At 57.7% G+C, this 23627-nt stretch carries 23 protein-coding genes and 1 riboswitch; of the genes, 6 read left to right on the top strand and 17 right to left on the bottom strand.

Annotation, left to right across the window (positions count from 1 at the left end):
* Window positions 1–64: 64 nt before the first annotated feature.
* From glgX to glnT, 7 genes are all read right to left on the bottom strand, one after another.
* Window positions 65–2134 carry a glycogen debranching protein GlgX gene (gene glgX, locus NC979_RS19350; RefSeq protein WP_190516658.1) on the bottom strand — a complete coding sequence of 690 codons (2070 nt, stop codon included), beginning with the start codon at window positions 2132–2134 and terminating at the stop codon, window positions 65–67.
* Between the two features lie 173 nt (window positions 2135–2307).
* Entirely contained in the window at window positions 2308–3045 is a 738-nt protein-coding gene (locus NC979_RS19345) for a hypothetical protein (RefSeq protein ID WP_190516656.1), read from the bottom strand.
* A 131-nt stretch (window positions 3046–3176) separates the two neighbouring features.
* Window positions 3177–4328, bottom strand: coding sequence for an aromatic ring-hydroxylating oxygenase subunit alpha (locus NC979_RS19340; RefSeq protein WP_190516654.1), 1152 nt, complete (start codon window positions 4326–4328; stop codon window positions 3177–3179).
* A 16-nt stretch (window positions 4329–4344) separates the two neighbouring features.
* Window positions 4345–5118: an ABC transporter ATP-binding protein gene (locus NC979_RS19335; protein WP_190516652.1), complete on the bottom strand. Its 774-nt coding sequence runs from the start codon at window positions 5116–5118 to the stop codon at window positions 4345–4347.
* Between the two features lie 254 nt (window positions 5119–5372).
* Complete coding sequence (locus NC979_RS19330) at window positions 5373–6215, bottom strand: ABC transporter permease (RefSeq protein WP_431191091.1); 843 nt, start codon at window positions 6213–6215, stop codon at window positions 5373–5375.
* An 84-nt stretch (window positions 6216–6299) separates the two neighbouring features.
* Window positions 6300–7343 (bottom strand): ABC transporter substrate-binding protein, encoded by a 1044-nt coding sequence (locus NC979_RS19325; protein WP_190516649.1) that lies wholly within the window; start codon window positions 7341–7343, stop codon window positions 6300–6302.
* A 77-nt stretch (window positions 7344–7420) separates the two neighbouring features.
* Window positions 7421–8782 (bottom strand): type III glutamate--ammonia ligase, encoded by a 1362-nt coding sequence (gene glnT, locus NC979_RS19320; protein WP_190516647.1) that lies wholly within the window; start codon window positions 8780–8782, stop codon window positions 7421–7423.
* Window positions 8783–8896: 114 nt separating this feature from the next.
* Window positions 8897–9038: riboswitch (guanidine-I (ykkC/yxkD leader) on the bottom strand.
* Window positions 9039–9306: 268 nt separating this feature from the next.
* Between glnT and NC979_RS19315 the strand changes: the two genes are divergently transcribed.
* The gene (locus tag NC979_RS19315) at window positions 9307–9717 is read left to right on the top strand and encodes an Npun_F0494 family protein (RefSeq protein ID WP_190516644.1); all 411 of its coding nucleotides are present in this window, start codon (window positions 9307–9309) and stop codon (window positions 9715–9717) included.
* A 156-nt stretch (window positions 9718–9873) separates the two neighbouring features.
* On the top strand, window positions 9874–11364 hold the full coding sequence (gene cobQ / locus NC979_RS19310) for a cobyric acid synthase CobQ (RefSeq protein ID WP_190516642.1): 1491 nt from the start codon (window positions 9874–9876) through the stop codon (window positions 11362–11364).
* A 48-nt stretch (window positions 11365–11412) separates the two neighbouring features.
* On the opposite strand, the gene NC979_RS19305 is transcribed toward cobQ, so the two are convergent.
* Both NC979_RS19305 and NC979_RS19300 read right to left on the bottom strand, forming a co-directional pair.
* Entirely contained in the window at window positions 11413–11568 is a 156-nt protein-coding gene (locus NC979_RS19305; protein ID WP_199308718.1) for a nucleotidyl cyclase domain-containing protein, read from the bottom strand.
* 19 nt (window positions 11569–11587) lie between these two features.
* Entirely contained in the window at window positions 11588–12436 is an 849-nt protein-coding gene (locus tag NC979_RS19300; protein ID WP_199308717.1) for a GGDEF domain-containing protein, read from the bottom strand.
* Between the two features lie 286 nt (window positions 12437–12722).
* On the opposite strand from NC979_RS19300, the gene NC979_RS19295 reads away from it, so the two are divergent.
* A complete protein-coding gene (locus tag NC979_RS19295) occupies window positions 12723–13649 on the top strand; it encodes a carbohydrate ABC transporter permease (protein ID WP_190516639.1) in 927 nt (308 codons plus the stop codon).
* Between the two features lie 119 nt (window positions 13650–13768).
* Here the strand turns inward: NC979_RS19295 and NC979_RS19290 are convergent, their stop codons facing one another.
* The 3 genes from NC979_RS19290 to trmD form a co-directional block, all read right to left on the bottom strand.
* Entirely contained in the window at window positions 13769–14155 is a 387-nt protein-coding gene (locus tag NC979_RS19290) for a phospholipid-binding protein (protein ID WP_190516637.1), read from the bottom strand.
* A gap of 361 nt (window positions 14156–14516) precedes the next feature.
* A complete protein-coding gene (ispF, locus tag NC979_RS19285; RefSeq protein WP_190516635.1) occupies window positions 14517–14999 on the bottom strand; it encodes a 2-C-methyl-D-erythritol 2,4-cyclodiphosphate synthase in 483 nt (160 codons plus the stop codon).
* A 157-nt stretch (window positions 15000–15156) separates the two neighbouring features.
* A complete protein-coding gene (gene trmD / locus NC979_RS19280; RefSeq protein WP_199308716.1) occupies window positions 15157–15879 on the bottom strand; it encodes a tRNA (guanosine(37)-N1)-methyltransferase TrmD in 723 nt (240 codons plus the stop codon).
* A 177-nt stretch (window positions 15880–16056) separates the two neighbouring features.
* Here trmD and NC979_RS19275 point away from each other — a divergent pair, with 177 nt between their 5' ends.
* A complete protein-coding gene (locus NC979_RS19275) occupies window positions 16057–16875 on the top strand; it encodes a cyanophycinase (RefSeq protein WP_190516633.1) in 819 nt (272 codons plus the stop codon).
* Here the strand turns inward: NC979_RS19275 and NC979_RS19270 are convergent.
* The 3 genes from NC979_RS19270 to NC979_RS19260 all read right to left on the bottom strand — a co-directional run bounded on the left by NC979_RS19270 (window position 16872) and on the right by NC979_RS19260 (window position 21283).
* A complete protein-coding gene (locus tag NC979_RS19270; protein WP_190516630.1) occupies window positions 16872–18992 on the bottom strand; it encodes a serine/threonine-protein kinase in 2121 nt (706 codons plus the stop codon). The two genes, NC979_RS19275 and NC979_RS19270, sit on opposite strands and share 4 nt — an antisense overlap.
* A 115-nt stretch (window positions 18993–19107) precedes the next feature.
* Window positions 19108–20265 carry a TPM domain-containing protein gene (locus NC979_RS19265; RefSeq protein ID WP_190516628.1) on the bottom strand — a complete coding sequence of 386 codons (1158 nt, stop codon included), beginning with the start codon at window positions 20263–20265 and terminating at the stop codon, window positions 19108–19110.
* Between the two features lie 133 nt (window positions 20266–20398).
* Window positions 20399–21283: an EamA family transporter gene (locus NC979_RS19260; protein ID WP_347403902.1), complete on the bottom strand. Its 885-nt coding sequence runs from the start codon at window positions 21281–21283 to the stop codon at window positions 20399–20401.
* Window positions 21284–21527: 244 nt separating this feature from the next.
* Between NC979_RS19260 and NC979_RS19255 the strand changes: the two genes are divergently transcribed.
* Window positions 21528–22256 (top strand): DUF456 domain-containing protein, encoded by a 729-nt coding sequence (locus tag NC979_RS19255; protein ID WP_242023918.1) that lies wholly within the window; start codon window positions 21528–21530, stop codon window positions 22254–22256.
* Between the two features lie 3 nt (window positions 22257–22259).
* Here NC979_RS19255 and NC979_RS19250 read toward each other — a convergent pair whose 3' ends face one another.
* Both NC979_RS19250 and NC979_RS25495 read right to left on the bottom strand, forming a co-directional pair.
* On the bottom strand, window positions 22260–22907 hold the full coding sequence (locus tag NC979_RS19250) for a class I SAM-dependent methyltransferase (protein ID WP_190516624.1): 648 nt from the start codon (window positions 22905–22907) through the stop codon (window positions 22260–22262).
* Window positions 22908–22980: 73 nt separating this feature from the next.
* Window positions 22981–23091, bottom strand: a complete 111-nt coding sequence (locus NC979_RS25495; protein WP_488656489.1) for a 4a-hydroxytetrahydrobiopterin dehydratase family protein — start codon at window positions 23089–23091, stop codon at window positions 22981–22983.
* A 169-nt stretch (window positions 23092–23260) separates the two neighbouring features.
* On the opposite strand from NC979_RS25495, the gene NC979_RS19245 reads away from it, so the two are divergent.
* The gene (locus NC979_RS19245) at window positions 23261–23452 is read left to right on the top strand and encodes a hypothetical protein (RefSeq protein ID WP_348253803.1); all 192 of its coding nucleotides are present in this window, start codon (window positions 23261–23263) and stop codon (window positions 23450–23452) included.
* Window positions 23453–23627 lie beyond the last annotated feature (175 nt).

The following is a 23627-nucleotide window of genomic DNA, read 5'->3' as shown; positions in this document are numbered from 1 at the left end:
TCTGGGTTTAGGATACAGGACAGCGTAGAGGATCTAAGCATTGAGCCTGCCGAGCCATGGAACGCTAACCCTGCGGCCGGCTCATTAGCACTACGGTCGATCGCGGCCCCACCGGGTATCGATTGCTTTCAAACACCGGGGCTTCCTCGGGGTAGCAGAAGTCGCGGGGGGGCGGCACGGCGGTATCGACAATGCGATGCCAGCGATCGTGGGGACCAAGCCCCGGCAGGTCAAACATCAGCGCCTCCCAGTAGGCATTGAGCATGACGTGAATTTGCTCCTTGGCGTCGGGGTAGCGCAGGGTAAAGGCTAAGGTACGGGAGTGCTCCGACCAGTCGGGCTGGTTGAGGGTAGTGCCGTGCCAGACAATGTGAGGTTCGTAGTGCCAGGTGGTGGTTACCCGCAGCAGGTGCTGGAGCTGAAACACCTTCAGGTTTTGAATGAAATGAATTAGCCCCTGGGTAAAGCGCAGCAGCGGCTGTTCTTTCTCTACGGCATCCCAGTTAAACCAGCTCAGGTCGTTGTCTTGGCAGTAGGCGTTGTTGTTGCCGCGCTGGGTGCGGCGCACCTCGTCGCCCATCAGCAGCATGGGGGTGCCCTGGGACATAAACAGCAGGGTAAGAAAGTTTTTGATCTGCCGCTGGCGCAGCTGCTCGACCTCAGGCGGGGCAGTGAGGCCCTCTACCCCGCAGTTCCAGCTGTAGTTGGCGTCGGTACCGTCGCGGTTATGCTCGCCGTTGGCCTCGTTGTACTTGTGGTCGTACGAAACCAGGTCGTTGAGGGTAAAGCCATCGTGGCAGGTGACAAAGTGAATGCTGCGGTTGGGCTCGCGGTTGGGCTTTTGGTAAATGTCGGGGCTACCCAGCAGGCGGGCGGCCAGGTCGGGCACCACACCCTCGTCACCTTTAACAAACTGGCGTACGTGGTCACGGTAGGGGCCATTCCATTCGGCAAAGCGATCGCCAATAAAGCTGCCCACCTGGTATAGCCCCGCCGCATCCCAGGCTTCAGCGATGATCTTGGTGCCCGCCAAAATCGGCTCCGACTCAATGTTCCACAAAATCGGCGGGTCTTCCAAGGGGTTGCCCGCCATATCGCGCGACATCACCGAGGCCAGGTCAAAGCGAAAGCCATCCACGTGCATCTCCGATACCCAGTAGCGCAGACTGTCGAGAATCATGCGCCCAACGACGGCGTGGTTGGGCGACAGCGTGTTGCCGCAGCCGCTGTAGTTGGAGTAGTAGATGGGGTTGTCTTCGAGCATGTAGTAGGTTTCGTTGTCGATGCCCTTAAAGCTCAGGGTGGGGCCTTCGTGGTTGCCCTCGGCAGAGTGGTTAAACACTACGTCGAGAATGACTTCGATGCCGGCCCGGTGCAGCGCCTTGACCATGTCGCGAAACTCGTTTACCGGCCCCAGCGGGTCTTTGCGGGAGCTGTAGGCGCGGTGGGGGGCAAAAAAGCCCAGGGTGCTATAGCCCCAGTAGTTGTCCCTCCCAGGCATGGCGTCTTGGGCATCGAACTGGTGGATGGGCAGCAGCTCCACGGCGGTGACGCCAAGTTCTTGCAGGTAGGGGATTTTTTCGATTAGCCCGGCGTAGGTGCCCCGCTGCTCGTCGGGCAGGCCAGAGGAAGGGTGGTGGGTAAAGCCGCCCACATGCATCTCGTAGATGACGCTGCTGGAATAGGGAATGTGCAGGGGGCGATCGCCCTGCCAATCGTAGTTGCGAGTGTCCACCACCACTCCTTTGAGGGCGGTGGCACAGTTGTCGCCGGGGCCAATGGCGCGGCTGCGATCGTAGATGTCGTCGCCGACCACGGCGCGGGCGTAGGGGTCGAGCAGCACCTTGGTGGCGTCGAAGCGGTGGCCGCGGGCTGGGTCAAAGGGGCCGTGGACGCGGTAGGCGTAGACCTGGCCACTCTTTAGCCCCGGCACAAACAGGTGCCAGTAGTAAAACGTGCGGTTCCACAGCGGGTCTAAAGCAATCACCCGGCTGGGTTCGGTGAGGTCGTCGGCGTCAAACAGCAGCAGGTCTATACCGGTAGCGTGTTTGGAGTACAGGCAAAAATTCACCCCCACAGCGTAGACGGTGGCCCCCAAGGGGTAGCTTTGGCCAGGGAGAACTTTTGGACTCATAGCGCGACCTGTGTGCTGAATGCTGACAGTACCTCTGCCGATGTTGCCTAGACTGTCCTACCAATCCTGAAGCAGAAACCGGCCTATGAGGGCGACTATTCCCCCAGAGATAGCCTTAGAACGTCAGGCTTTACCTTATCACCGAGAGTTTGTCAGATACCCAGGCTCAATACTTAGTTAAGCTCTAGGCTCTGGCTCACTGGGGCCGATCGCTCTAGCTGCCACAGGCCGAGCGGGTCATCTAAATCCAGCGGCGTCCACCGGGGTGGGGCGCCCAGGCTAGCCTCAGTGCCAAACAGAGCCTGCCAGGTGCCCTGCCGATACTCCCAGGCGGTGGCAGAAAACGCGCGAAAGTTCTCAGCATCCTGCAAAGAGGCAATGGTGGGCGATTCTCCACTGGAGACGCTGCGCGATCGCCATTGATGCACCAAGACGGCCCAGTTGCCAACCCTGAGGGCCTGCCCCTGCTGATCTGACCGATCCAGACGCCACACCTGCACCGGGCCGGGGTGAAGGCGATACCAGTGCTCAACAAAAGGGTGGAGGCCGCCCTCGTCATCCTCACAGGTGCCATGCTCTAAAAAATCGTCTGGCCCCAGCCATTGATAATTGCTGGTGTCGGGCCACTGCCGTGGGGTAAGGGCAAGGCGATGGTGCCAGGTGCAGATCGGGGGGGACTCAGTCCAGCTAAAAGTGCCGGCAAAGCCCAGCAGGTCGGCGTCAAAGCGCGATCGCCAATCCATCGCCCGATACCGCTCTGGCGTCAACCGTCCTGCAAAGGGAGCACTGCGCACATCGGCAAAGTAGGTTTCGGCTTGAATCCACAGGACCGATTGGCTGGTTTCGATGGGGCCTTGGTCAAACTGGATGGAGCGGCGTTGCCAGACGCCGAGGAAGGGGTTGGAGGGCATGGGGTGGGAGGTGGATGGGTGGGAGGGTGGATGGGTAGGGTGGGCACTGCCCACCAGCGGAATCCTAGCGCTATACAACCAGGGTTCCGCGTAGGGGCGAACGGTGGTTTGCCCGTGCTTAAGCCGTGCTGTTATTCGGTACTACCAACGGCGACAAGGGCGTCCCAGATCAGTTTTTGCTGGTGGATAATTCGCGTTTCTAGGCCATTCACTGGGCCGGGGGTGTAGGCACCACTGGCGTAGCCCTGCTGCACGCTTTCGGTGAGCACCATGTCTTCCTGCATAAAGGCTTCAAATTCGGCTAGCAGGGTTTCGGTGGGTGGACAAAATGCGGGGTCGCCGTAGAGGTCTAGGGAAACTTGGCAAGACTCGACGGTGAGCGGCTCAATGTGCAGCCAGGCTAACAGACCGTTGGGTAGCCCTAGCAGGTGCAGGTTAGGGTAAATGCCGTAGGTAAAAAATCCCTCGCGGCTGCGGCCCTGGAGGGCCGGTGAAATAGGGTTTTCGGCCTGCCAGTCGGCAGTAGTGGGTGTGTAGAGCAGGTTAACGAAGGCTTCGAGCTGGTGCTGGTAGCGGCGAATGGGGCCTTGCACTTGGTTTAGGGTGGTGCGGTGGGCGATCGCCACGTGGTAGTCGCACAGGGTGTTGTCGTGGTAGTTCTTCCAGTTGCAGGCGACGGTGTATTGCTTGGCCGCCAGGGGTTGGGTGGCGGGGGTGCGGTGCTGCCCTAGGTGCTCGGGGATGCTGCCGAGAAACTCGACTAGCGGCGGCGCACTGTCGTCGAAGCAGACAAACATAAAGCCCGACCAGGTCTCTAGCCGCAGCGATCGCAGGGGGAAATTCTGCTTCTCAAACGACTCCGGAAACTGATTTTGGGAGGGCACACCCACCAAATCTCCAGAAAGGTCATACACCCAAGCGTGGTAGGGGCAGACCAGCTTTTGACAGGGGTGAATGCCCGCTTGGGGCGACAAAATTGCGGCCCGGTGGGGACAGAGGTTGTAAAAGGCCCGTAGCTCGCCATCGTTGTCTCGAACGAGCAGCAGGGGAGCGCCCGCCACCGACTTGGCCCACACCATGCCTGACTGAAGGCGATCGCCATCGCCCGCGTAGAGCCAAGTGCGACGAAAGATCGCCCGCTGCTCTATCGGAATCCATTCAGGATTGGTGTAGTGGTCAGCGGTGAGTAAAAATTGTTCTGGCAGCCCGTGAACGTCGGGAGGAACCGGTGAGGACCCTTGGGGGCCGGTCTTCGACCATTGCAGCGGCAGACTGGAAACCATCAGCGTTCACTCCCCATCAGCTCACTAAGGCTGGCGTCGTCTTTCCCCGCAGCAGATCCATAATGCCTTCGCGGTAGTCTTGAAAAGCGCGATCGCGGCGAATGGTGTAGGTGCGATCGCTGGGCAAGTCCACAAACACCTCCCGCTGAATGGTGCCGGGGTGCGCTGTTAGCACGTAGATCCGCTGGGAGAGAAACACCGCCTCATCGACATCGTGGGTAATCATCAAAATGCTCACCCCGGTACGGTTCCACAGGTCGAGCATGAACTGCTGCATGGTCTCCTTGGTCTGCACATCTAGCGCGCCAAAAGGCTCATCCATCAGCATAATTTTGGGCCGCGAGGCCAGGGTGCGGGCGATCGCCACCCGCTGCTTCATGCCACCAGAGAGCTGCTTGGGCAACGATCGCGCAAACTTGGTCAGCCCCACCACGTCTAGATAGTAGGAGGCCATCTCCCGCCGCTCCCGCGGCCCCACGCCCTGAAGCTTGAGACCAAATTCGACATTTTTCTGCACCGACATCCAGGGGTACAGGGTGTAGCTCTGGAAGATCATGCCGCGATCGGATCCTGGCCCCGTCACCACTTGGCCATCCACCGTCATTTCCCCCGCCGTGGGCATATCTAGCCCTGCCACCAGCCGCAGCAGCGTAGATTTTCCGGAGCCTGAGGCTCCGACCACGCAGACAAATTCGCCCGTTTCTACGTGCATGTTGATGTCGTCGAGCGCCAGCACCGGTCCCTGGCGGGTGTCGAACTGTTTGCTAAGGTTGTTGATTTCTAAGTGCATGGTGGGGAGTGGGGGTAGGGGTGGGCGGGTGGATGGGTAGGAGGGTGGATGGGTAGGAGGGTGGATGGGTACGCCGTAGGGTGGGCAGTGCCCACCAAAGCTAGATTGAGTCGGCTCAAGGATGAATAGAGAAGGTGGGATACCCTGGTTGATCCCCCCTGCCCCCTTTTTAACGGGGTTACGGAGTGAATCTTAGAACGCGAGAATCTCGAGGGATCTATCGCGCACCTCACAAGCTGAGGGAACGCCAGCGCTCAATCTATCGCCCATTTACAAGTGGCTTTCATCAACCCTCGCAGCGATAAATCTAGGGCAAAGCCGATTACGCCCAGAATGATCAGGCAGGCAAAGATTTCGTCGGTGTTGAAAAACTTTTGGGCCAGCACGATCCGTTTGCCCAAACCGTTTTCCGCCGCCACCAGCTCCGCTACCACCACCAGGTTCCAGGAGGTGGCAATGTTGATGCGAAAGGTGTCAATAATGTTGGGCACCACGTAGGGCGTAATCACCTGAAACAGCGCCTGTCGCCGCTGCCCGCCCAGGGTGTAGGTGGTTTCGAGCAGGGCCTTGGGCACAAACTTCACCGCATCCATGATCATCAGGATGTTGAAGAACACGGTGCCCATAAAGATCAGGGCGATTTTGGGTGCTTCGCCCAGGCCCAGATAGATCAGCAGCAGGGGAATGAAGGCGGGGGCGGGCATGTAGCGCACCACGCCAACAATGGGTTCGAGCAGCGATCGCACACTAGCAAAGGCTCCCATCGCAATGCCGATGGGGATCGACACCAGCGCCGCCAGCAAAAAGCCCACGGTCACCCGCATAATGCTGGCGGCGGTATCTTCCAGCAGAAAGCCATCCGTCCAAAGCCGCCCCAGCGCCTGGGCCACCTGAATCGGTGAGGGCAAAAACTTGTCATTCACCAGATCCAGGCTGGCCACTATCCACCACAGAGCAAAGGGCACCGCAATGGAGAGCACCATTAGCGCCGTGCTCATCGGTTTGGGAATGTCGTCGGCCAGTCGCCAAAAGACACTAGGCTTCATGCCCTGGGGGGCGGTGGGCGCGGTGGAAAAGGAAGGGGAAGCGGGAGTCACAGGGGTTAGCCCAAACGTACAACAAACCTGAAAAGCATTAGCCCCCATCATCCACAGAACGGCGATCGGGGCTTGCATCAACGGCTACTTCTTGGCGGTGTAGGCCTTAATAAATTGGTCATCGAGAATGGCCTCTAGGTCAGGGGACTCGGGGATAAACTTAAGCTCCACCATGAATTCGGCCATTTTCTGAGCGGCGTAGGGCATGTATTTCATGTCGTCACCGCCTGCGCTAAAGGCTTCTAAGTTTTCATCTAGAGTGAAAATTTTGGTGCCCTCGGTATACTTCTCAAACTCGGTGTCGCTGACGCTGGCTCGCTTGGCCATGATCTCGTTGGCCCGCTCAGGGTTTTCCTCAATAAAGGCCAGAATGTCGAACCAGGTATTCACCAGGGCTTGCACCTGGTCAGGGCGGCTGTCGATCAGCTTCTGGGTCACCACCAGCAGGTCAGGAATCGCGCCCGGGTAATCTGCCGAGCTCGCCAGCTCTTTGCTGCCTTCGCGCGAAAGCGCCGTTTCCCAGAAGGGTACCCAGCCGGCAAAGCCATCTACCTGCTCGGCAGCAAAGGCCGTGGCTGCAGCCCCGGTTTCCAAATTCTTGATTTCTACATCGTCTCGGGTTAGCCCAGCATCTTCCAACGCCAGGCTGAGCAAAAAGTCGCCCACTACGCCCTCCTCTAGGGCTACGGTTTTGCCAGCCAGATCGGCGACGGTGTCGATGCCCTCAGCCCCAATTACCTTGTCGTTACCGGCGGAGTTGTCGTTGACCAGCACCGCCACCATGCCGTTGACGGCATCCCCGGCAAAGGAGATGGTGTCGTTGAGGGTTTGGCTGTTGGCATCGAGTTGCCCGGCGGCTAGGGATTGGATTGATTCTAGGTAGCCGTCAAACCAGATCAGCTCGACGTTGGCCCCATTCTTTTCAAATAGGCCCTCTTCTTCGGCGATCGCCCAGGGCCACCAGCCCGCCCAGCTGCTGTAGCCGAGCTTTATGGGTTCCCCCGCTGTAGCAGTCGCAGGGGCATCGGCGGGGGCATCGGCCTGGGGCGCGTTTTGAGCACAGCTAACGGTAATCAGCAGGCTGCAAAAAAAGGCAAACAGCGTGGGTAAAAAGGTACGTCGTTTCATGGCGGTGGATGTTTGAGACTCAAAAACTACAGGGAAAGCTGTGGGTGTTTGGGACACCCTGGAGCGAGGGGCGAGCGCTAGAAAAACTTGAGATACCGCTTAATTTCCCAGTCAGAAATGTGGGTGTGGTACTCCTCCCATTCCCGACGGCGAAAATCAATGTAGGTCTGGTACATCAGCGGCCCCATCACGGCCTGGCTGAGCGAGTCGGCCTCAAAGGCGTCGATCGCCTCTTGCAGCGTGCGAGGCAGCATGTCGATGCCCATCGCCTGCAGGTCAGCTAGGGAGTAGTTGTACATGTTTTCGGTGTGGGGGTCACCGGGATCAATCCCCTCAGCAATGCCCTCTAGCCCGGCGGCGAGAATCATTGCGGCCCCCAGATACGGGTTGGTGGCAATATCGGCAGCGCGGCACTCGACCCGGCCTCCCGCCAGGGGAATGCGCAGCATGTTGGTGCGGTTGTTGTTGCCGTAGCAGATGTAAACCGGGGCCCAGGTAAAGCCCGACATGCTGCCCTGGCGCAGCAGCCGCTTGTAGCTGTTGACCGTGGGGCAGGTGACGGCGCAGATCGCCTTGGCGTGGCGCAGCACCCCAGCAATAAACTGGTAGCCCAGCTTAGAGAGCTTGCAGCCGCGTGGGTCGTCCGGGTCTTCAAACAGGTTTTGCCCGGTCTGGATATCGGCCAAAGACATGTTGTAGTGGGCGCCGCTACCGGTGCGATCGCCGAAGGGCTTGGGCATAAAGCTGGCGAAATAGCCGTGTTTGCGGGCGATCTCCTTCACCATCAGCCGAAAGAAGGTGAGGCGATCGGCCATGGTCAGGGCGTCGCTGTAGGCAAAGTCGGTCTCAAACTGGCCGTTGGCGTCTTCGTGGTCAAAGGAATAGACATCCCAACCGAGCTGGTTCATGTATTCCACCAGTTCGCTCAGCCAGGGGGCGTTGTCGAGCAGGCTGGGTAGGTCGTAGCAGGGTTTGGCGAGGTGGTCGCGATCGCTCACCGGCCCAAAGCTACCGTCAGCGTTTTCCTTGAGCATGAAAAACTCGGTCTCGATGCCCAGGTTAAAGGTAAACCCCATCGCCGCTGCCTTGGCCAGCATTTGCTTGAGAATGGTGCGGCAGCATGCCTCAAAGGGTTGTCCCTTAAGGTACAGATCACTGGCAAACCAGGCGACTTCGGGTTTCCAGGGCAGCACCGTAGCCGAGGCCGGGTCGGGCATTGCCGCCACTTCCTCATCGCTAATCTCCTGGGGCACCCCATCGAGGGCCGCGCCGGTAAACAGCTCTGAACCCGCCATCATTTGACCCAGGTGAGCCAGAGGCACCATTTTGGCCTTGCCCATGCCGTGGATATCCACATAGCTGGCCAGGGCGTACTTGACGCCTTTATGCTCCAAAGAGGATTTCAGCGCTTCGATTTCAGGAGTTAGCGGGTGGGCCATAGGTGGGTAGGGGTAAATGGGTGGATGGGCGGATGGGTGGTGAATAGGTGCTACAGGAGAAAAAACGTTATGAAACACAGCAGCCCGAGAGAATGGCCAAGCAATGCTTCGCTATCCTCCCGGGCTTTTATCCCGCCGTGTACCAGATGCCGTGAGCCCTGCTGTTGAAGCGGGGCCAGTGACTGATCTGGCGGTTTCTCTCGGACCAGACGCTCCACCGCAGCGGCGGCAAGCCGGAACCCTAGAAACCGTTTGGCTATTAGAACTGGTTGAGTGACTGGCGACTTAAGTCGACGGTTGATGCACTAATAGGCTTAGCAATTGCTCAACCATTAGAAAGTAACCGCTGTTACTAAATCCTCCTTTAAACCAAATTCAGGTCCAAAAGTAGAGTTTTTCCCGTAAAAACTACGGATCCTGAGCTGCACTTAGATCTATTCGGACAGGCAGAATTCTTCGCCGTTTTTCGCCCGACTGACGGTGAAATAAACCTACAATTTAAGGCAGTCACATTTTCTAAACCCATGGCCCCAGTTGAGTCTGATTACGCCATTGCCCTTCGCTATCCCCGGCGATCGCTCAAGCGGGCCGAACGCGCCTTTCGGTGCTCTTCTTTTCGGTTAGATCTGCTAGCGGATATGCGATTGCAGAGCATTTCCATTCGCCAGGTGAGTGGACCAGCCGGGGTCAAAAGCCGCTACAGCCGTCGAAATCTAGCCGAGCTCCAGGCCGAAAACGAGATGATGTGGCTGATCGCCGTGGGCATCTTGCGTCGCGAAGTCGACGGCCAGGGGCTCACCGACAGCTTTCGTCTCACCCCCATGGGGCGGCAGGTGTTTGAGCACCTATCCCCCCTGAGTCCGGCTCAGTATCGCCCCACCCTGGGCGATCATCTTTATAATGCATGGTGCCGGTGGGTGCGCTGGCCCTTCTAGGCCGGTTATCATCGCCCAGCTGGTAGCAGGGCTATATCGTCCTGATGGGTTGCGTTGTTCCTGAAGAATCTGCATAGACAGTGGCTACGGCTCGGCAAGTAAATTTACTCCGGCTCTGGCCCTACCATCGAACTCATTCAACTTTGGAGACGCTCCATGAGAGCAATCATGGTAGTGGGAACAGCCTCCCACGTGGGTAAATCATTGATTACCACGGCCCTTTGCCGCATTCTTAGCCGGCGGGGCTGGCGGGTCGCCCCCTTCAAAGGGCAAAACATGGCCCTCAACTCCTACGTCACCGCTAACGGTGGCGAAATGGGTTATGCCCAGGCAGTACAGGCCTGGGCCGCAGGCGTGCCTCCCCAGGTTGAGATGAACCCCATTCTGCTTAAGCCCCAGGGCGACATGACCTCTCAGGTCATTCTCAAGGGCCGGGCCGTGGGGCGCACCACCGCCATGCAGTACTACGAAAACTTCTTTGACCAGGGTTGGCAGGCCATTCAAGAAAGCCTCACCCGCCTCAGCCAAGACTTTGACTTTTTGGTTTGCGAAGGGGCCGGTAGCCCCGTGGAGGTCAACCTCAAACATCGCGACCTCACCAACATGCGCATCGCCAAGCACCTCAACGCCCCCACCGTGCTAGTGGCCGACATCGATCGCGGTGGCGTGTTTGCCCACATCATCGGCACCCTAGAGCTGATGGATCCTGAGGAGCGCGCCCTGGTAAAAGGGATCATCATCAACAAGTTTCGCGGACAGCGTGAGGTGTTAGAGCCCGGTCTAGCCTGGCTCAAAGAGCGCACCGGCATTCCCGTCCTCGGCGTCGTGCCCTGGATTGAAAATGCCCTGCCTGCCGAAGACTCCCTCAGCCTGCTCGATCGCACCCCCGGCAGCAAAAAGCAGGCCGACATTACCATCGCCGTCATTCGCCTGCCGCGCATCTCTAACTTCACCGACTTTGACCCGCTGGAAGCCGAGCCTAACGTGCGGGTCGTCTATCTCAGCCCTAAAGAAAAACTCAGCTACCCCGACGCGGTGATTATCCCCGGCACCAAGACCACCATCGCTGACCTGCTAATTTTGCAGCGCACCGGCATGGCCGAAGAAATCCAAAACTATGTGGCTGCTGGGGGCACGGTGATGGGCGTCTGTGGCGGCTTCCAGATGATGGGGCAGTTCTTAGCCGATCCCGAAGGCATTGAGGGCCACGAAGGCCGCTTCCCCGGTCTCGATCTATTCCCGCTGAGAACAGTCATTACCCAGCAAAAGATTGCCCGCCAGCGCACCGTCAGCTCCCGATTTCCCCAGGAGGGGCTGCCGGTGTCGGGCTACGAGCTGCACCAGGGCCGCACCCAACTCCTCCTCTCCGAGGGGCAAGACGAAAAGGGCACCAAGTTCGAGTTTCTATTTGAGGACCGCAGTCTAGGCGTAGTCGATGTCAGCCAGTCGCTGTGGGGCACCTACCTGCACGGCATCTTCGACAACGGCCCCTGGCGGCGGGCTTGGCTCAATCGTCTGCGCCAGCAGCGGGGTCTGGGGTCACTGCCCACCGGCATCCCCAACTACCGCGAACAGCGCGAGGCCATTCTCAATGAACTCACTGAAGCGGTCAGCGAGCATCTAGATCTGACGCCGCTGTTGAACTAGTCAACCCGCGACGGGATCCGACTGGTCTTCTACACCCGTGCTCTGTAATCAAACGCCCCACCGCTGAAAGGCCTTGATTTCGGCGATGTTGAGCTGCCGTCTGCGCTGCTTTTGGGTATACATGGCGGCATCGGCCTGGGAGACCAGCTGATTCAACGTTAGGTTGCTACCCTCCCTCTGGCTTACCGCTTGGCCCACACTCATTGAGAGGGGATAGGGTAGATCATTGTCTGCCCCCTAGCCGCGCCAAAATATCGCCCTCGCGGAAGGTCTTGTGCAGGCTGGCGGCGGCGCCCAAAATCAGCCAGTCGCCTGCTTCGTGGCCGTAGTGGTCGTTGACCGGCTTGAGATAGTCAACATCAATAAAGAAGACTGTCACTGACTCTTGCTGACGATGGGCCTGCCGCAACAGTGGATTGGCCAGCAGAAAAAAGCCACGACGGTTATACAAGCCGGTTAAGCCATCGGTGAGCGAAAGCCGCGTTAGCTCGGCTTCGATGGTGTGGCGCTGCAAGACCTCAGCCCGCAGTTTGGCATTGGTATGCTCAAGCACTTCGAGCTGCGATCGCGCCTCCACCTCTGGCAACTCTTGACCGAGGAGGCGATCGAGCACAGTGGCGGTGGTGTCGGCCAAGACTTGCAGCAGCTCAACTTCCTCGGTCAGGGGTTGATGGCGTTCAGCCCAGTACACACCGATCACACCCACCGGATTGTCCTGACGCATAAGCACCACGGTCAGGCTTTTCACAAAGGTTGGAGCATAGGCCTCTACCGGAATCCGCGCATCGCTGTACACGTCTTCAATGATGGCGGCCTGTTTGTGGTTAATCGCCCAGCCACAGATACAGCTACAGAGCGGAAACCGCTGCCCCTTCCACAGGGGGGCCACTGCGTTTTCGTGGGCGTAGAAGCACTGATCCCCTTCCTTGAGTACAAAAGTAGCCCCGTCAGCATGGGTGAGTTCGCGAGCAGCTACCCCCACCAGGGTCATCAGAATGTCTAGGCTAGGGGCAAAGCATAAATCCCGAATAATCTCAACTAAGCGTTTTGTGGCCTGTAGATCGTTAGCCATTGGTGTCCTCCACCACAACAGTAGGTGGCTCGATGGAGGCGTTTAGTAGGGCTGTAGATGGGGCTTTGATGTGTCGTTTCGCGCTATATTGCTGGTCGACGTGGCAAGGTAGTCGCTACATAAAACGCCCTCACCTTCATTAATCCCGAGCTCCAAGGCGATCTAAACCCCTAAAAACACTGTTTCTTCATACACCCTTCAAGTATGTTTTCCCATTATGGGATCGGGCTGCTGCGGTTATGTAATTCTGTAGTTAGACTCAGTTCTCCATGCTTGTCGGCAATCTATGACCGCCTCCCCGCGTTCGGCCCCCCGCAAAATCTGGCCCCTGGGCATTACAGTCCCTCAACAGGTGATTCCCTACCTGTTTTTGCTGCCCGCCTTGGTAGCCTTGGGGATCTCGGTGTTTTGGCCAGCGCTGCGGGCGTTTTATTTGAGCTTTACCACCTTTGGAGTTGACCTGACGGCGGCCCCCACCTGGGTAGGCTGGGCCAATGTGCAGCGGCTGAGAACCGACCCAATTTTCTGGCAGACGGTACGCAATACCCTGATTTATCTAGCTGGAGTCGTGCCGATCTTGACCTTTGTGCCGCTGGGATTGGCGATCTTAGTCAACCGACAGCTTCGGGGCATTCACTGGCTGCGGGTAGCCTACTATTCTCCGGTGGTGGTGTCGATGGTGGTGGCAGGCATTGCCTGGCGCTGGCTCTACGCCGAGACCGGCCTGTTTAACCAAGTACTCAAATCTTTGGGACTGACGGAGAACGGTATTCCCTGGCTCACCAGCCCAGCCCTGGCGCTGTTTAGCGTCATGGTGGTGACGGTGTGGAAGGGGCTGGGCTACTACATGGTGATCTATCTGGCAGGGCTCCAGGGCATTCCCCAAGACCTGTACGAGGCGGCAGCGCTGGATGGCTCTGACGGCTGGCGACGCCACTGGGATATTACGCTGCCGTTGATGCGGCCCTACCTGGTGCTGGTGAGCGTAATCTCGGCGATCGCCGCCACCAAAGTCTTTGAGGAGGTCTACATCATGACCCAGGGCGGTCCGCGTCACAGCTCTAAAACCGTGGTCTACTACATCTACGAGCAGGCCTTCCAAAAGCTCGAAATCAGCTACGCCTGCACCATTGGGCTGGGGCTATTCTTAGTCATTCTTGTGCTGTCTGCCCTGCGTCTGACAGTCAACGATGGCTCAACGCCCATGGCATAACAACCTGGTAGTCTGCCAAACCAAAGGTGACAGGTAAGCAGGGGTTCAAGGCGTCTGGGTCATAACCCGCCTTAAACCAGATACCTTAAACCCTAAACCCTGGGTCTGTTGAAGCTTGCTTAAGCCACCCGTGCTGGTTGGGCTAGCTCTAGAACGTTAACCTGCACGTCGTGCACTTCGACGTGGGTTGCGCCTTCGGTATGCAGCGCTAAATTAACTAGCTGATCGAGCAAGTCTAGGGTGTCTACCTGGCCGCTGAGAATGACAGCCGAGCCGCGCTGCTTGACAGTGATTTGCTTGACAGCATCGCGCCCGACCTGACTGTGGTAGCTCGCTTTAATGCGCTTAGCCAAGCCGTAGTAGTCGTATTCGCCGTTTAGACCTACCCGCTCGGGGGGAATGGCCGACAGTGCTGCGATCGCCTGGTTTAAATAGCTAGATTTGGCATAACAAACTCCACGAATGGTGTGGCCCGTTGCCACCAGCGATTGCATGACGTTAGTCATTTGAGCCCTACCCCTTTGTCTCTGGGACAAAAACCAGCACCTACAGCTACTAACCCACTTGGATTAGCTTCGAGACCAGACCTAGATCGAGGCTCAGCAGTAGATACACGGCCATTACCGCAAATTCCGCTTCAAAACCTTGTCAAACTTGAAGATATTATAAAGTAAGTTTACGGGTTTCTCGAACAGATTAAGTATCTTTTACAACCATTGCCGAGAGTTGTGTCGTCAAATCTACATCTACTGCGGACTGGCCATAAAGATTTTACAAAGTGGTTTGACCCACGCCAAAACAAAAGGTTCCCGCCTCGCGTGAGCTAAATTTTTAGCATCCTGTAGAACGCTTGTGGGAGAAAGCCTCCTAGCTAGCGGTTGTTAAGAGCGCCACGGCATAGGCGGCGATTCCCTCCTGGCGTCCTACGGGGCCGAGTTTTTCGTTAGTGGTCGCTTTAACCCCTACCTGATCGGGAGCTAGGCTTAGCTGGCCCGCTAGGCGCGATCGCATCGCCTCGATGTGAGGCTTTAGCTTAGGCTGCTCGGCTACCACTACTGAGTCAATATTGCTCACCTGCCAGCCCCGCTCCTGCACCATTGCATTCACCTGCGCTAGCAGCTTTAAGCTGTCGGCCCCTGCCCACTCAGGATCGCCGGGGGGAAAGTAGAGACCAATATCGCCCAAACTCAGGGCTCCCAGCAGCGCATCCATGATCGCGTGGGTCAGCACATCAGCATCGCTGTGGCCATCCAGCCCCAGGTGGTGCGGGATGGTAACGCCGCCTAGAATCAGCGATCGCCCTTCCACTAGCCGATGAATGTCGTACCCGTTGCCAATCCTGATCCCCATAAGTTCTCGTCCCTATATCTCTTAAATTCTTTGGATGAATACGCTTTCCTAAACGGTGCATTGCTTCGCTAATGCACCCTACGTCCTGCATGATTATCCCCTCACCCTCCTACCCATCCACCCTCCTACCCATCTACCCATCCACCCATCTACCCACCTACTCCCCACACTCCTCCACCCACCGCTCATATAGATCGGGCCGCCGCTGCCGTGTGCGCTCGATCTGCTGCTGCCTGCGCCACTGGGCGATCGCCTCGTGATTACCCGAGCGCAGCACCTCCGGCACCTCCCAGCCGCGAAAGCTGGCGGGGCGAGTGTACTGGGGGTAGTCGAGCAGCGGGGTCTCAAAGCTTTCAAAACGCAGGGAGTCAGTTTTACCCACGGTGCCCGGCAGCAGCCGCACCACGCCATTGATCAATGCCAGGGCCGGAATTTCGCCGCAGGTGAGCACAAAGTCTCCCAGGGAGACCTCTCGCGTCAGCAGGTGGCTGACGCGCTCATCGACCCCTTCGTAGTGGCCGCAGATCAGCACCAGCTGATCCAGGGTGACGAGATGGCGAAACAGGTCTTGGGTCATCGCCTCGCCTTGGGGGGTGAGCAAAATCACCTCGCGTCGGGGCAGCACGGGCAGCGATTCTACAGCCGCAAAAATTGGGTCTGGCTTCATCAGCATGCCTACACCACCGCCATAGGGTTCGTCATCGACCCGGTGGTGCTTGTCCGTTGTAAAGTCCCTGGGATTGGTAAGATAAACTTCTGCAATTTGGCGGGCCAGGGCTTTACCAATCAGCCCTGACTCTAAGGGAGATACAAAAAAGTCTGGAAACAGGCTGACAACATCTACTCTCAGATGGGAAGCCCCCGAAATGCCAGTTGTCATAGCCTAGACTGCTGAGGCCTAACGACCTGATGGGTTGAGTAAACGTCATCCAAGTCCAGAAGTGGAGCCCTACCGGTAGGAAAACTACAGATCTTGAGCTGGACTTGGTATATAACGCTCTCTATCATGCAGTAATTGAGTCTAGGTAGCAATTTTCGTCCCTTTGTTGAGCGGCCCATGTCTCCCGTCAAGCACCATGCGATTCTGGCCATTGGTGGCGCAGAAGATAAAGTTCACGGCAAAGAGATTTTGCACACCTTTTTCGAGCGGTCTGGGGGGACGGCGGCCTGCATTGGTATCATTCCTTGCGCTTCGCGGGATCCGGTAGCAATCTCGGGTCGCTATCAAGAGATTTTTGCCGAAATGGGCGCTCCCAAGACGGTGGTGATGGACATTCGCGATCGCGCCCAGGGCGAAGACCCCGACTGGGAAACCATCGTCGAACCCTGCACTGGTGTCTTTATCACTGGCGGCGACCAGGTGCGCCTCTGCGGCCTACTGGCCGACACTCCCTTAATTAACCTGGTGCGGCAGCGGGCGCAGCTGGGCGAAATTACCCTTGGCGGCACCAGCGCCGGGGCTGCTGTCATGGGCCACCACATGATCGCCGGGGGCGGCAGCGGTGAGTCGCCCAATCGGTCGCTGGTGGATATGGCGATCGGTCTAGGCTTTGTGCCCGAGGTGATTGTTGACCAGCACTTTCACAACCGCAACCGCATGGCCCGGCTAATGAGCGCCATGGCTATGCAGCCCAACCGTCTCGGGTTGGGCATTGACGAAGACACCTGTGCTCTGTTTGAGAGCGACGGTAGCTTTCGAGTGATTGGCAAAGGGGTGATTGCCGTGGTCGACCCCAGCGATATGACCCACACCAACGAGCCCGACATTACCGCCTCCGACCCGCTCAGCATCCACGGGCTGCGGCTGCACCTGCTGGCCCACGGCGATCGCTTTGACATTAACCACCGCAAAGTCTTGACTGTGGCCAAGAGCTAGGGCTCAGGGGGCTGATCTAAACGCCAGAGCCGAATGTAGGGCTGGGTGCCGCCAATGGTAATAATTTGGCCGTTGGGCTGCACCGCAAAGCGCCAAATATCGGTTTCAAAGCCGGTAATCCGTTGAATCGGAGCCTTTTGCTGCAAATCCCACACCAAAATCGTTTTGTCAGCGTCAGCGCTCCAGAGCTGAGGCCCCTCTAGACGCAGGGTGTTGACGTAACCTTGGTGACCTTCCAACGCTGCGCTTTGGGATTTTGTCGCCATATCCCAAAGCAGCACATTTTGATCGGCTGAGGCACTCACTAGGGTTTGATCATCGTCGGTAATTTCAATGCGGTTGACAAAGCTGGTATGCCCTTCTAGGGTGGTGGGCAAACTAGCCGCACCCGTGGCGCCATCCCTTAAACTGGCCCAATCCCAAAGCTGGAGGCTTTTACCGCCGCTGATCAGCATGGTGTTATCGCGGGTGAACAACAGATCGTTGAGGGTGCCATCGGCCTGAAGAGTGTGGCTAGGACCAGCCACCGACATGCCGGATAAATTTAGGGATCCGGCAGCGTTGGTCAAAGGCCACAGTTTAATACTCCCCTCGCTGTCAGCACTCACCAGCGTGCGGCCATTGCGACTGACCTCCAAAGCGCGGATGGGCGTGCCATGGGCATTGTCAATCTGTCCTAGGGGTTGGCCATCGGGCAGCGACCAAAAGCGAATGGCGCGATCGTCTCCGGTGCTAATTAAGGTTGTCTGATCGACGGTGGTGGCGATCGCCTGAACCACATTGGCATGGGTCAGGGTGTGACGCAGGGTGTTGTCCTCCAAATCCCAAATTCGAACCGTGCTGTCAGCACTGGCAGAGATCAGCGTTTTGCCGTCTCGTAGCAGCAATAGATCGTAGATATCATTCTCGTGTCCAGTCAGGACCGCCACCGGGCTGACAGTCAAATTTTGGAGAGCCGGTGCTGTCACTTGAGAGTCACTCAAGGCCAAGGGCAGTGCCCCTCGGCTCAGCGCATACCAGCCCAAGGGCACCGCCAGAGCTAGCCCCGTGAGGCCGGCCAGCAACCAGGGGCGTTGGTCTAACCAGGGGGGCAAAAAGCTGCGCGAGGGTTCAGGGAGAGTCTGGGCCTCGTGGGGGTTGAGGGTCGTTAGGGGCCAGGTCGGGGCCGAGGTGGTGTTAGTCGAGCGAGGCAGGCCAGAGACTTGGCGCGATCGCACCTGGGCCAGACGTTCTAAAATTGCCTCGGTGTTTTGGGGGCGATAGGCCGCCGCTGGAGCGATTAGATTGTCAATCAAATCGGCCAGAGGGGCAGAAATCTGCGGCGCTGCCGATCGCCACGCAAACGCATTGGTACGCGAGTTGTAGATCGCCGGGTCGTTGGGCAGCTTGGCCGTCATTAAATAGATGAGCGTGCGACCCAGGGCATAAAAGTCAGACTGGGGCACCGCCTGGCCCTGCTCCTGCTCGGGGGGCGTGTAGCCCGCCGAACTCACGGTTGTAATGCCGCTATCGCCCAGGTTGGCCATGTAGGTTTGGGTCATCTCGCGAGCCGCACCAAAGTCGACCAGCACCAGCTGCCCTGAGGGGCGCAGCATAATGTTTTCGGGCTTGATGTCGCGGTGAAAATAGTTGTGTTGATGCACCAGATCGAGCACATCGGTCAGCTGGGTGAGCCACAGCATGGCCTGCTTTTCGCTGATTGGGTGGTTGCCCTGCTGCACCATCCACTGCTTCAGGTTGGGGCCTTCGATCTTCTCCATCAACAGACAGTGAGAAGGCTCGCCACCATTGGCTGGGTAGTAGAGAAAATAGCCCTCAGGCTCGATCCGAGGCACCCCCGGATGGTTGAGCTGGCTCAGCACCTGGGCCTCACGGCGAAACAGCTCCACCACTTTGTCGTTGGTGTTATAGCCCTCTTTGAGCACCTTGAGAATTTTGGGGACGTTGCGCTCGTAAGCCTCGTACACGCGACCAAAGCCGCTGTCGCTGCTAATCAGCCGCATCACCCGGTAGCGACCCTGGAGCACCAGAGCCGACCCACAGGCCATGCAGGTAGGACTGCCCCCATTATCGGGATGGTTAGGCTGACGGCAATTTGGGTTAATACAAAGACTCATAGCCGACGTTAGAATGCATTCCCTGTGTAGCAACAGTGTTCCACGGAATGCAGGCGGTTTGTCTAGGCAACGGCCTTTCTTTGCAATTGGTCAACCGCCAAAAGGTAGGGTTCAATTACCATTTGCCGCTGGCTCCGCCCCCCGAAGACGACCCACCCCCCGAAGACGAGCTGCCCCCAGAGGATGAGCCACCGCTAAAGCTACTGGAGGATGAACTAGGGCTGTGATGCAGCTGAGCTAAGGTAATGGTCTTTTGGTCGCTATGGTCGCAGTGGCGGCAGTGCCGTTTGGCCAGCGCTTCTCCCGGCGAGTAATAGGTTGGCTCTTTCACTGTGGTTCGCTGCACCTCTTCTAGCGTTTTATAGTGACAGCTCGGACAGGACTCAAAGGAAGTGATTAAGTTATCAAAGTGACGAGCGGTGTGCTTATGGCACTGGGGGCACTCAGCAACGGTGTGAAAGACCGACTGCAGCTCCAGCTCTAAAATTTGCCCTGCGTCTAGGTGAGCTTTGGCCTCGGTGTCACTCAGATTGGTCATTCGCACCTGGCATAGCTCGCACTGGGGTCGCCACAGGTTAAGCAGCAGTTTATAACCCGCGATCGCAACCCCACCAGAAACGAGCCCGCCTAGGCCGAGAATCAGCCACCCCCAGGGCAGTTTCTCTAGGGCTGTAGGCGGTGGCCCTGTCAGCTGTCCGACCAAGGCTTGAGTGCCTTCGTACAAACCCGTGCTGTAGGCTGAGGTCCGAAAGCGCGGCAGCATGTAGTCATCAATTACGGTCTGCATGCGAGCGTCGTAGACACGGCTGTAGCCCTTACCTAGCTCAATGCGTACAGCGCGATCGCCCTCTGAAAACAGCACCAGTACCCCATCGTTGCGTTGGGCATCGCCAATGCCCCAGGCGTTGAAAAGATTGGTGGCAAAACTTTCAATAGCATCATCCCCGGTTTCGTAAACCCCGATTGAAGGCACTGTCACCACCACGATTTCGATGCCATTAATTGTCTTAACCTGCTCCAACAACTCTCGCAGGTGAGCGGCATCAGCCGGTAGCAGCACCTCGCCGTAGTCGTTGATCTGGGCGTCTTGGCGCTGGGGGTAGCCTGTTCGAGCCTGAGCCAGCAGGGAGTCGGCAGCAGTTTGGCCCAGAACGGACTGGACATTAGCGTTGCCTAGGGCTGAGTCAGGAGCGCAGAACACTAAACCCATCAGGGCACTCACGCCCATGATTAAGATCCATCCCTGCCGCAGTTTTCCACTGATTGTTGCCACCGGTTAACCCCGCCTCCGCCGTGTTGATTAACTCCAGAATTCCCCTGAACTCGGCGGCGATCACTCCTGCTGTAGGGCAGGTAAGACTCTATTAAGTTCAGCAGAGCGGCGCGCTTTTGCCAGCACGCTCAACTCAAACAGCCTTGGTAGCAGGCTGGGATAAAGACACACCCGCTGCGGCGAGCGTGACTAAACCAATGGCACCAATCATGGTTGAGCTCAGGGTTTCGCCGAGCCAGAAAAAGCTGATTACGGCAGCGATCGCAGGTTCTAAACTCATCAGCACGCCAAACACGTTCACCGGCATGCGGCGCAGCGCCGTCATCTCTAGAGAATAGGGCAGAGTCGAGGCCAGCATCGCCACCCCCAACCCCAGCAGCAAAATATGGGGTGACAGCAGCAGTCGGCCCTCCGCTGCGATCCCGACGGGCAGCAGCAGCAATGCACCCACCGCCATCGACAGCGCCAGCCCCTCCCCACCACGAAAAGCCTGTCCCATGCGGGCCGACAGCACAATATAGCTGCCCCAGGCCACCCCGGCCAGCAGCGCCATCACCACCCCCCAACTGTCGAGCGCTGGGGTGTTGAGGGGCGATAGCAACACAATGCCCACCGCCGCCAGCGCAACCCACAATCCGTCGAGCCAGCGGCGTGAGTGCAGCAGCGCCACCGCCAGCGGGCCGGAAAACTCGAGCGCCACCGCAACGCCGATGGGAATCCGGGCGATCGCACCGTAAAACAGCGCATTCATCACCGCCAACGACAGCCCAAAAACCACTAGCAGCCGGTAGTCAGCCGGACGGTGCCCACGCCAACGGGGACGGCACCAAGCCACTAACACCACGGCCGACAACCCCACCCGCAGTAGCACCATGCCCAAGGGTCCCACCTGACCGAACAAGCTCTTGGCCAAGGTTGAGCCCAGCTGGGTCGAGGCCATAGCGGCTATCACCAACAGCGGCGCTGGCGGGTTAAAGGTAGGCAGCAGGGGCTTGGGTAGCCAAGAGTTAGGCAGCACAGGGCAAAGCTCCAAGATCAAGGAGGCGAAAAAGCGTCCTCCAACTCTAACGCTCTCCGACCACTCCATCTAGCGACGGCATCGATACGCTGCTATCACCAGCATAAATATATAGATGTATGGATGGCCGCACCTCCAGCCGTCCTAGTAGTGACCCTGGTTTTGGCTATGATGCGCTTTAGACTGTGGCAATTACTCCAGCACCCTGCTCCTAGAGGTGCAACATTTCTCCAGGATGCTTTCTATGCCTGATTTTCCAGCCCTTGACCCGACTACATCACCGCTCCTACAAGGCCTCTCTGGGATTTACTCTCAAGTAATCCAGTGGGTAGCTGGCTTAGTCAACAGCAGCAGCAACTCCCTGAGTCAGATCGGTCACAACATCGCTAGCTTGCCTGCTCAGGTGCAGGTACCCACAGCGATCGACACTACCGCGGCGTGGCATCTAGCCCTATATTGGTTGCTGGTGCTGATCATGGTGGTGGGGGTAATTGGTGCAGTAGTGCCGGCCCTGCCTGGAATCACGCTGATTGTAGGGGCCATGGTGATCTGGGGCCTAGTGGTTGGGTTTGCCGGCCTCAAGTGGGCATTGGGGGTCGCGATCGCCGCTCTCATCCTCAGCTTTGTCATCGATTACTTGGCTGGGGTGCTGGGGGCGCAGCGAGTAGGGGCCAGCAACTGGGGTCAAATTGGGGCTTTTATTGGCATGTTTTTTGGCCTTTTTGGGTTGCTACCTCTTTTGCCGACAGGCATTCCCCTACTCGGGCTTTTGGTCGGTACAGTTATGGGGGCTTTTATTAGCGAATTTCTGCACCGCCGTGAGCTGAAGCTGCTCCAGCGAGTTAAGCAATCAGCCAAGGTAGGCTTGGCCATCGTGGTTGGCACGCTAGTCGGCAATGTTTTACAGGGCATTCTTGCCTTGATTAGCCTGATCGTGTTCTTAGTCACTACTTGGCCAGGAAGCTGGGCCTAAAGTTCACCTCTTGAGCGGCTTAAGACCCGCTAGCAGCGCCATCTCGCGCCATTTCCAGTGGCAGTCAACATCGTCAAGCCCAAGCTGCCTTAGCCAGCCCAGCTGAGTTTCCACATCCAGCAGTTGGTTGGAGGGATCTTCTTCAGGGGTATAGCCAATGGCCGATAAAAACTGGTGGTGCAGCCGTTCTGTAGGAGAAGCCACATGCTCTAGGTTGCAAAAGCAGCCTCCGGGTTCCAGAATTTGGCATATCTCTGCGTAAAGGGCTGCCTTACGGGGATGGTCGAGGTGGTGAATAGCAAAGCTTGAGACCACTGCGTCAAAGGTACCGAGATTGGGTAAAGGCTGAGACAGGTCGTGGCTAACGATAGTAACGTTGGGGTCTGCGCCGAAGCGATCGCGCACCGCCGCCACCATAGTCGGCGAAAAATCCAGCGCTACGCAACTGGCCTCAGGACGATCGATTTTTAGCAGCCCCAGGAGCCGCCCATCTCCCGTGCCCAGGTCGAGAATACGACGAGCCGTTTTGGGCACCAGATCCAGCAGTACAGCCTCCCCCTCAGTGCGGTGCGGAATCGTATCAGCCCGGGCTAGATAATCTAGGGCATGGCTGGCCGAGGTCCATTGGTTGCCGGTCGGAGATAGGGTCATGGCGGTTGCGGATGTAAAGGCGTCTGACATTGCCCATTGTGCAGCGCAAAGATCTCCTCAGCCAGGGCAAAATCTAGGCTCGTCGAACCTTAGCGTCATGGGTGGTCACCGAGAGCGTGACGCGGTTGGCGATCGCTAGATCGGGGTGGTGCTCCAACCTATCAGCGGGTTCTACGAGACGCATTTACAAGGGCGACGGCGGCAGCAAAGTCAGCAAATTGGCAGACCGTCCTCAGGCTCTCGCCCTCCTATAACCACTCAGAAGATATGTTCGCTACACCGGGCAGTGCATAACTTCCCCCAGCGTCATCCCCAAACTCAGTGCGCCCAGTTTTCTACCCAAGCTGCATCGCATGGGGATCCGCCTCCCTACGTCAGGCTTCACCAATGAACCCCTAGGCCGTGATTCTGACATAGGGCTAGATATAGAGTATTACCGCCAAATTAAACTATCGGTAGCGCAGAGATGTCAAACCCTGGTGGCGATCGCCCACCAAATCGGCGATCCCAAGGGCTTAATCACATCATTTGGACAGTCGCTCTAGCGATTCAAAAGACAACAAATTCGCGAAAACCTGAACCCGCATTTAGAAACCAAGAAATAAACTTTCGTTTCGGCCAGATGACGGAAGTACAAAATTACCTCTGTAATTTTACGGAAGCCTACTACCAGTTGGCCGATTTGACCCACAAAAGCACGTCATATTTTTCGGATTTCTC

The sequence above is a fragment of the Leptolyngbya subtilissima AS-A7 genome (genome assembly GCF_039962255.1).
Lineage (GTDB): Bacteria > Cyanobacteriota > Cyanobacteriia > Phormidesmidales > Phormidesmidaceae > Nodosilinea.
Note: the sequence above shows the minus strand (reverse complement) of the source record. Positions and strands in the feature narration are given on the sequence as shown.

What these genes read in the sequence shown, in the direction of transcription:
- NC979_RS19255 (WP_242023918.1), top strand. Translation starts at nt 21,528, where the DNA reads ATGCCTGATTTTCCAGCCCTTGACCCGACTACATCACCGCTCCTACAA.
- glnT (WP_190516647.1), bottom strand. Translation starts at nt 8,782, where the DNA reads ATGGCCCACCCGCTAACTCCTGAAATCGAAGCGCTGAAATCCTCTTTG.
- NC979_RS19270 (WP_190516630.1), bottom strand. Translation starts at nt 18,992, where the DNA reads ATGAGTCTTTGTATTAACCCAAATTGCCGTCAGCCTAACCATCCCGAT.
- ispF (WP_190516635.1), bottom strand. Translation starts at nt 14,999, where the DNA reads ATGGGGATCAGGATTGGCAACGGGTACGACATTCATCGGCTAGTGGAA.
- NC979_RS19335 (WP_190516652.1), bottom strand. Translation starts at nt 5,118, where the DNA reads ATGCACTTAGAAATCAACAACCTTAGCAAACAGTTCGACACCCGCCAG.
- NC979_RS19295 (WP_190516639.1), top strand. Translation starts at nt 12,723, where the DNA reads ATGACCGCCTCCCCGCGTTCGGCCCCCCGCAAAATCTGGCCCCTGGGC.
- NC979_RS19325 (WP_190516649.1), bottom strand. Translation starts at nt 7,343, where the DNA reads ATGAAACGACGTACCTTTTTACCCACGCTGTTTGCCTTTTTTTGCAGC.
- NC979_RS19305 (WP_199308718.1), bottom strand. Translation starts at nt 11,568, where the DNA reads ATGAGTGTGGGCCAAGCGGTAAGCCAGAGGGAGGGTAGCAACCTAACG.
- NC979_RS19290 (WP_190516637.1), bottom strand. Translation starts at nt 14,155, where the DNA reads ATGACTAACGTCATGCAATCGCTGGTGGCAACGGGCCACACCATTCGT.
- trmD (WP_199308716.1), bottom strand. Translation starts at nt 15,879, where the DNA reads ATGACAACTGGCATTTCGGGGGCTTCCCATCTGAGAGTAGATGTTGTC.
- NC979_RS19300 (WP_199308717.1), bottom strand. Translation starts at nt 12,436, where the DNA reads ATGGCTAACGATCTACAGGCCACAAAACGCTTAGTTGAGATTATTCGG.
- cobQ (WP_190516642.1), top strand. Translation starts at nt 9,874, where the DNA reads ATGAGAGCAATCATGGTAGTGGGAACAGCCTCCCACGTGGGTAAATCA.
- NC979_RS19275 (WP_190516633.1), top strand. Translation starts at nt 16,057, where the DNA reads ATGTCTCCCGTCAAGCACCATGCGATTCTGGCCATTGGTGGCGCAGAA.
- NC979_RS19315 (WP_190516644.1), top strand. Translation starts at nt 9,307, where the DNA reads ATGGCCCCAGTTGAGTCTGATTACGCCATTGCCCTTCGCTATCCCCGG.
- glgX (WP_190516658.1), bottom strand. Translation starts at nt 2,134, where the DNA reads ATGAGTCCAAAAGTTCTCCCTGGCCAAAGCTACCCCTTGGGGGCCACC.
- NC979_RS19245 (WP_348253803.1), top strand. Translation starts at nt 23,261, where the DNA reads ATGGGGATCCGCCTCCCTACGTCAGGCTTCACCAATGAACCCCTAGGC.
- NC979_RS19340 (WP_190516654.1), bottom strand. Translation starts at nt 4,328, where the DNA reads ATGGTTTCCAGTCTGCCGCTGCAATGGTCGAAGACCGGCCCCCAAGGG.
- NC979_RS19345 (WP_190516656.1), bottom strand. Translation starts at nt 3,045, where the DNA reads ATGCCCTCCAACCCCTTCCTCGGCGTCTGGCAACGCCGCTCCATCCAG.
- NC979_RS25495 (WP_488656489.1), bottom strand. Translation starts at nt 23,091, where the DNA reads ATGCGTCTCGTAGAACCCGCTGATAGGTTGGAGCACCACCCCGATCTA.
- NC979_RS19250 (WP_190516624.1), bottom strand. Translation starts at nt 22,907, where the DNA reads ATGACCCTATCTCCGACCGGCAACCAATGGACCTCGGCCAGCCATGCC.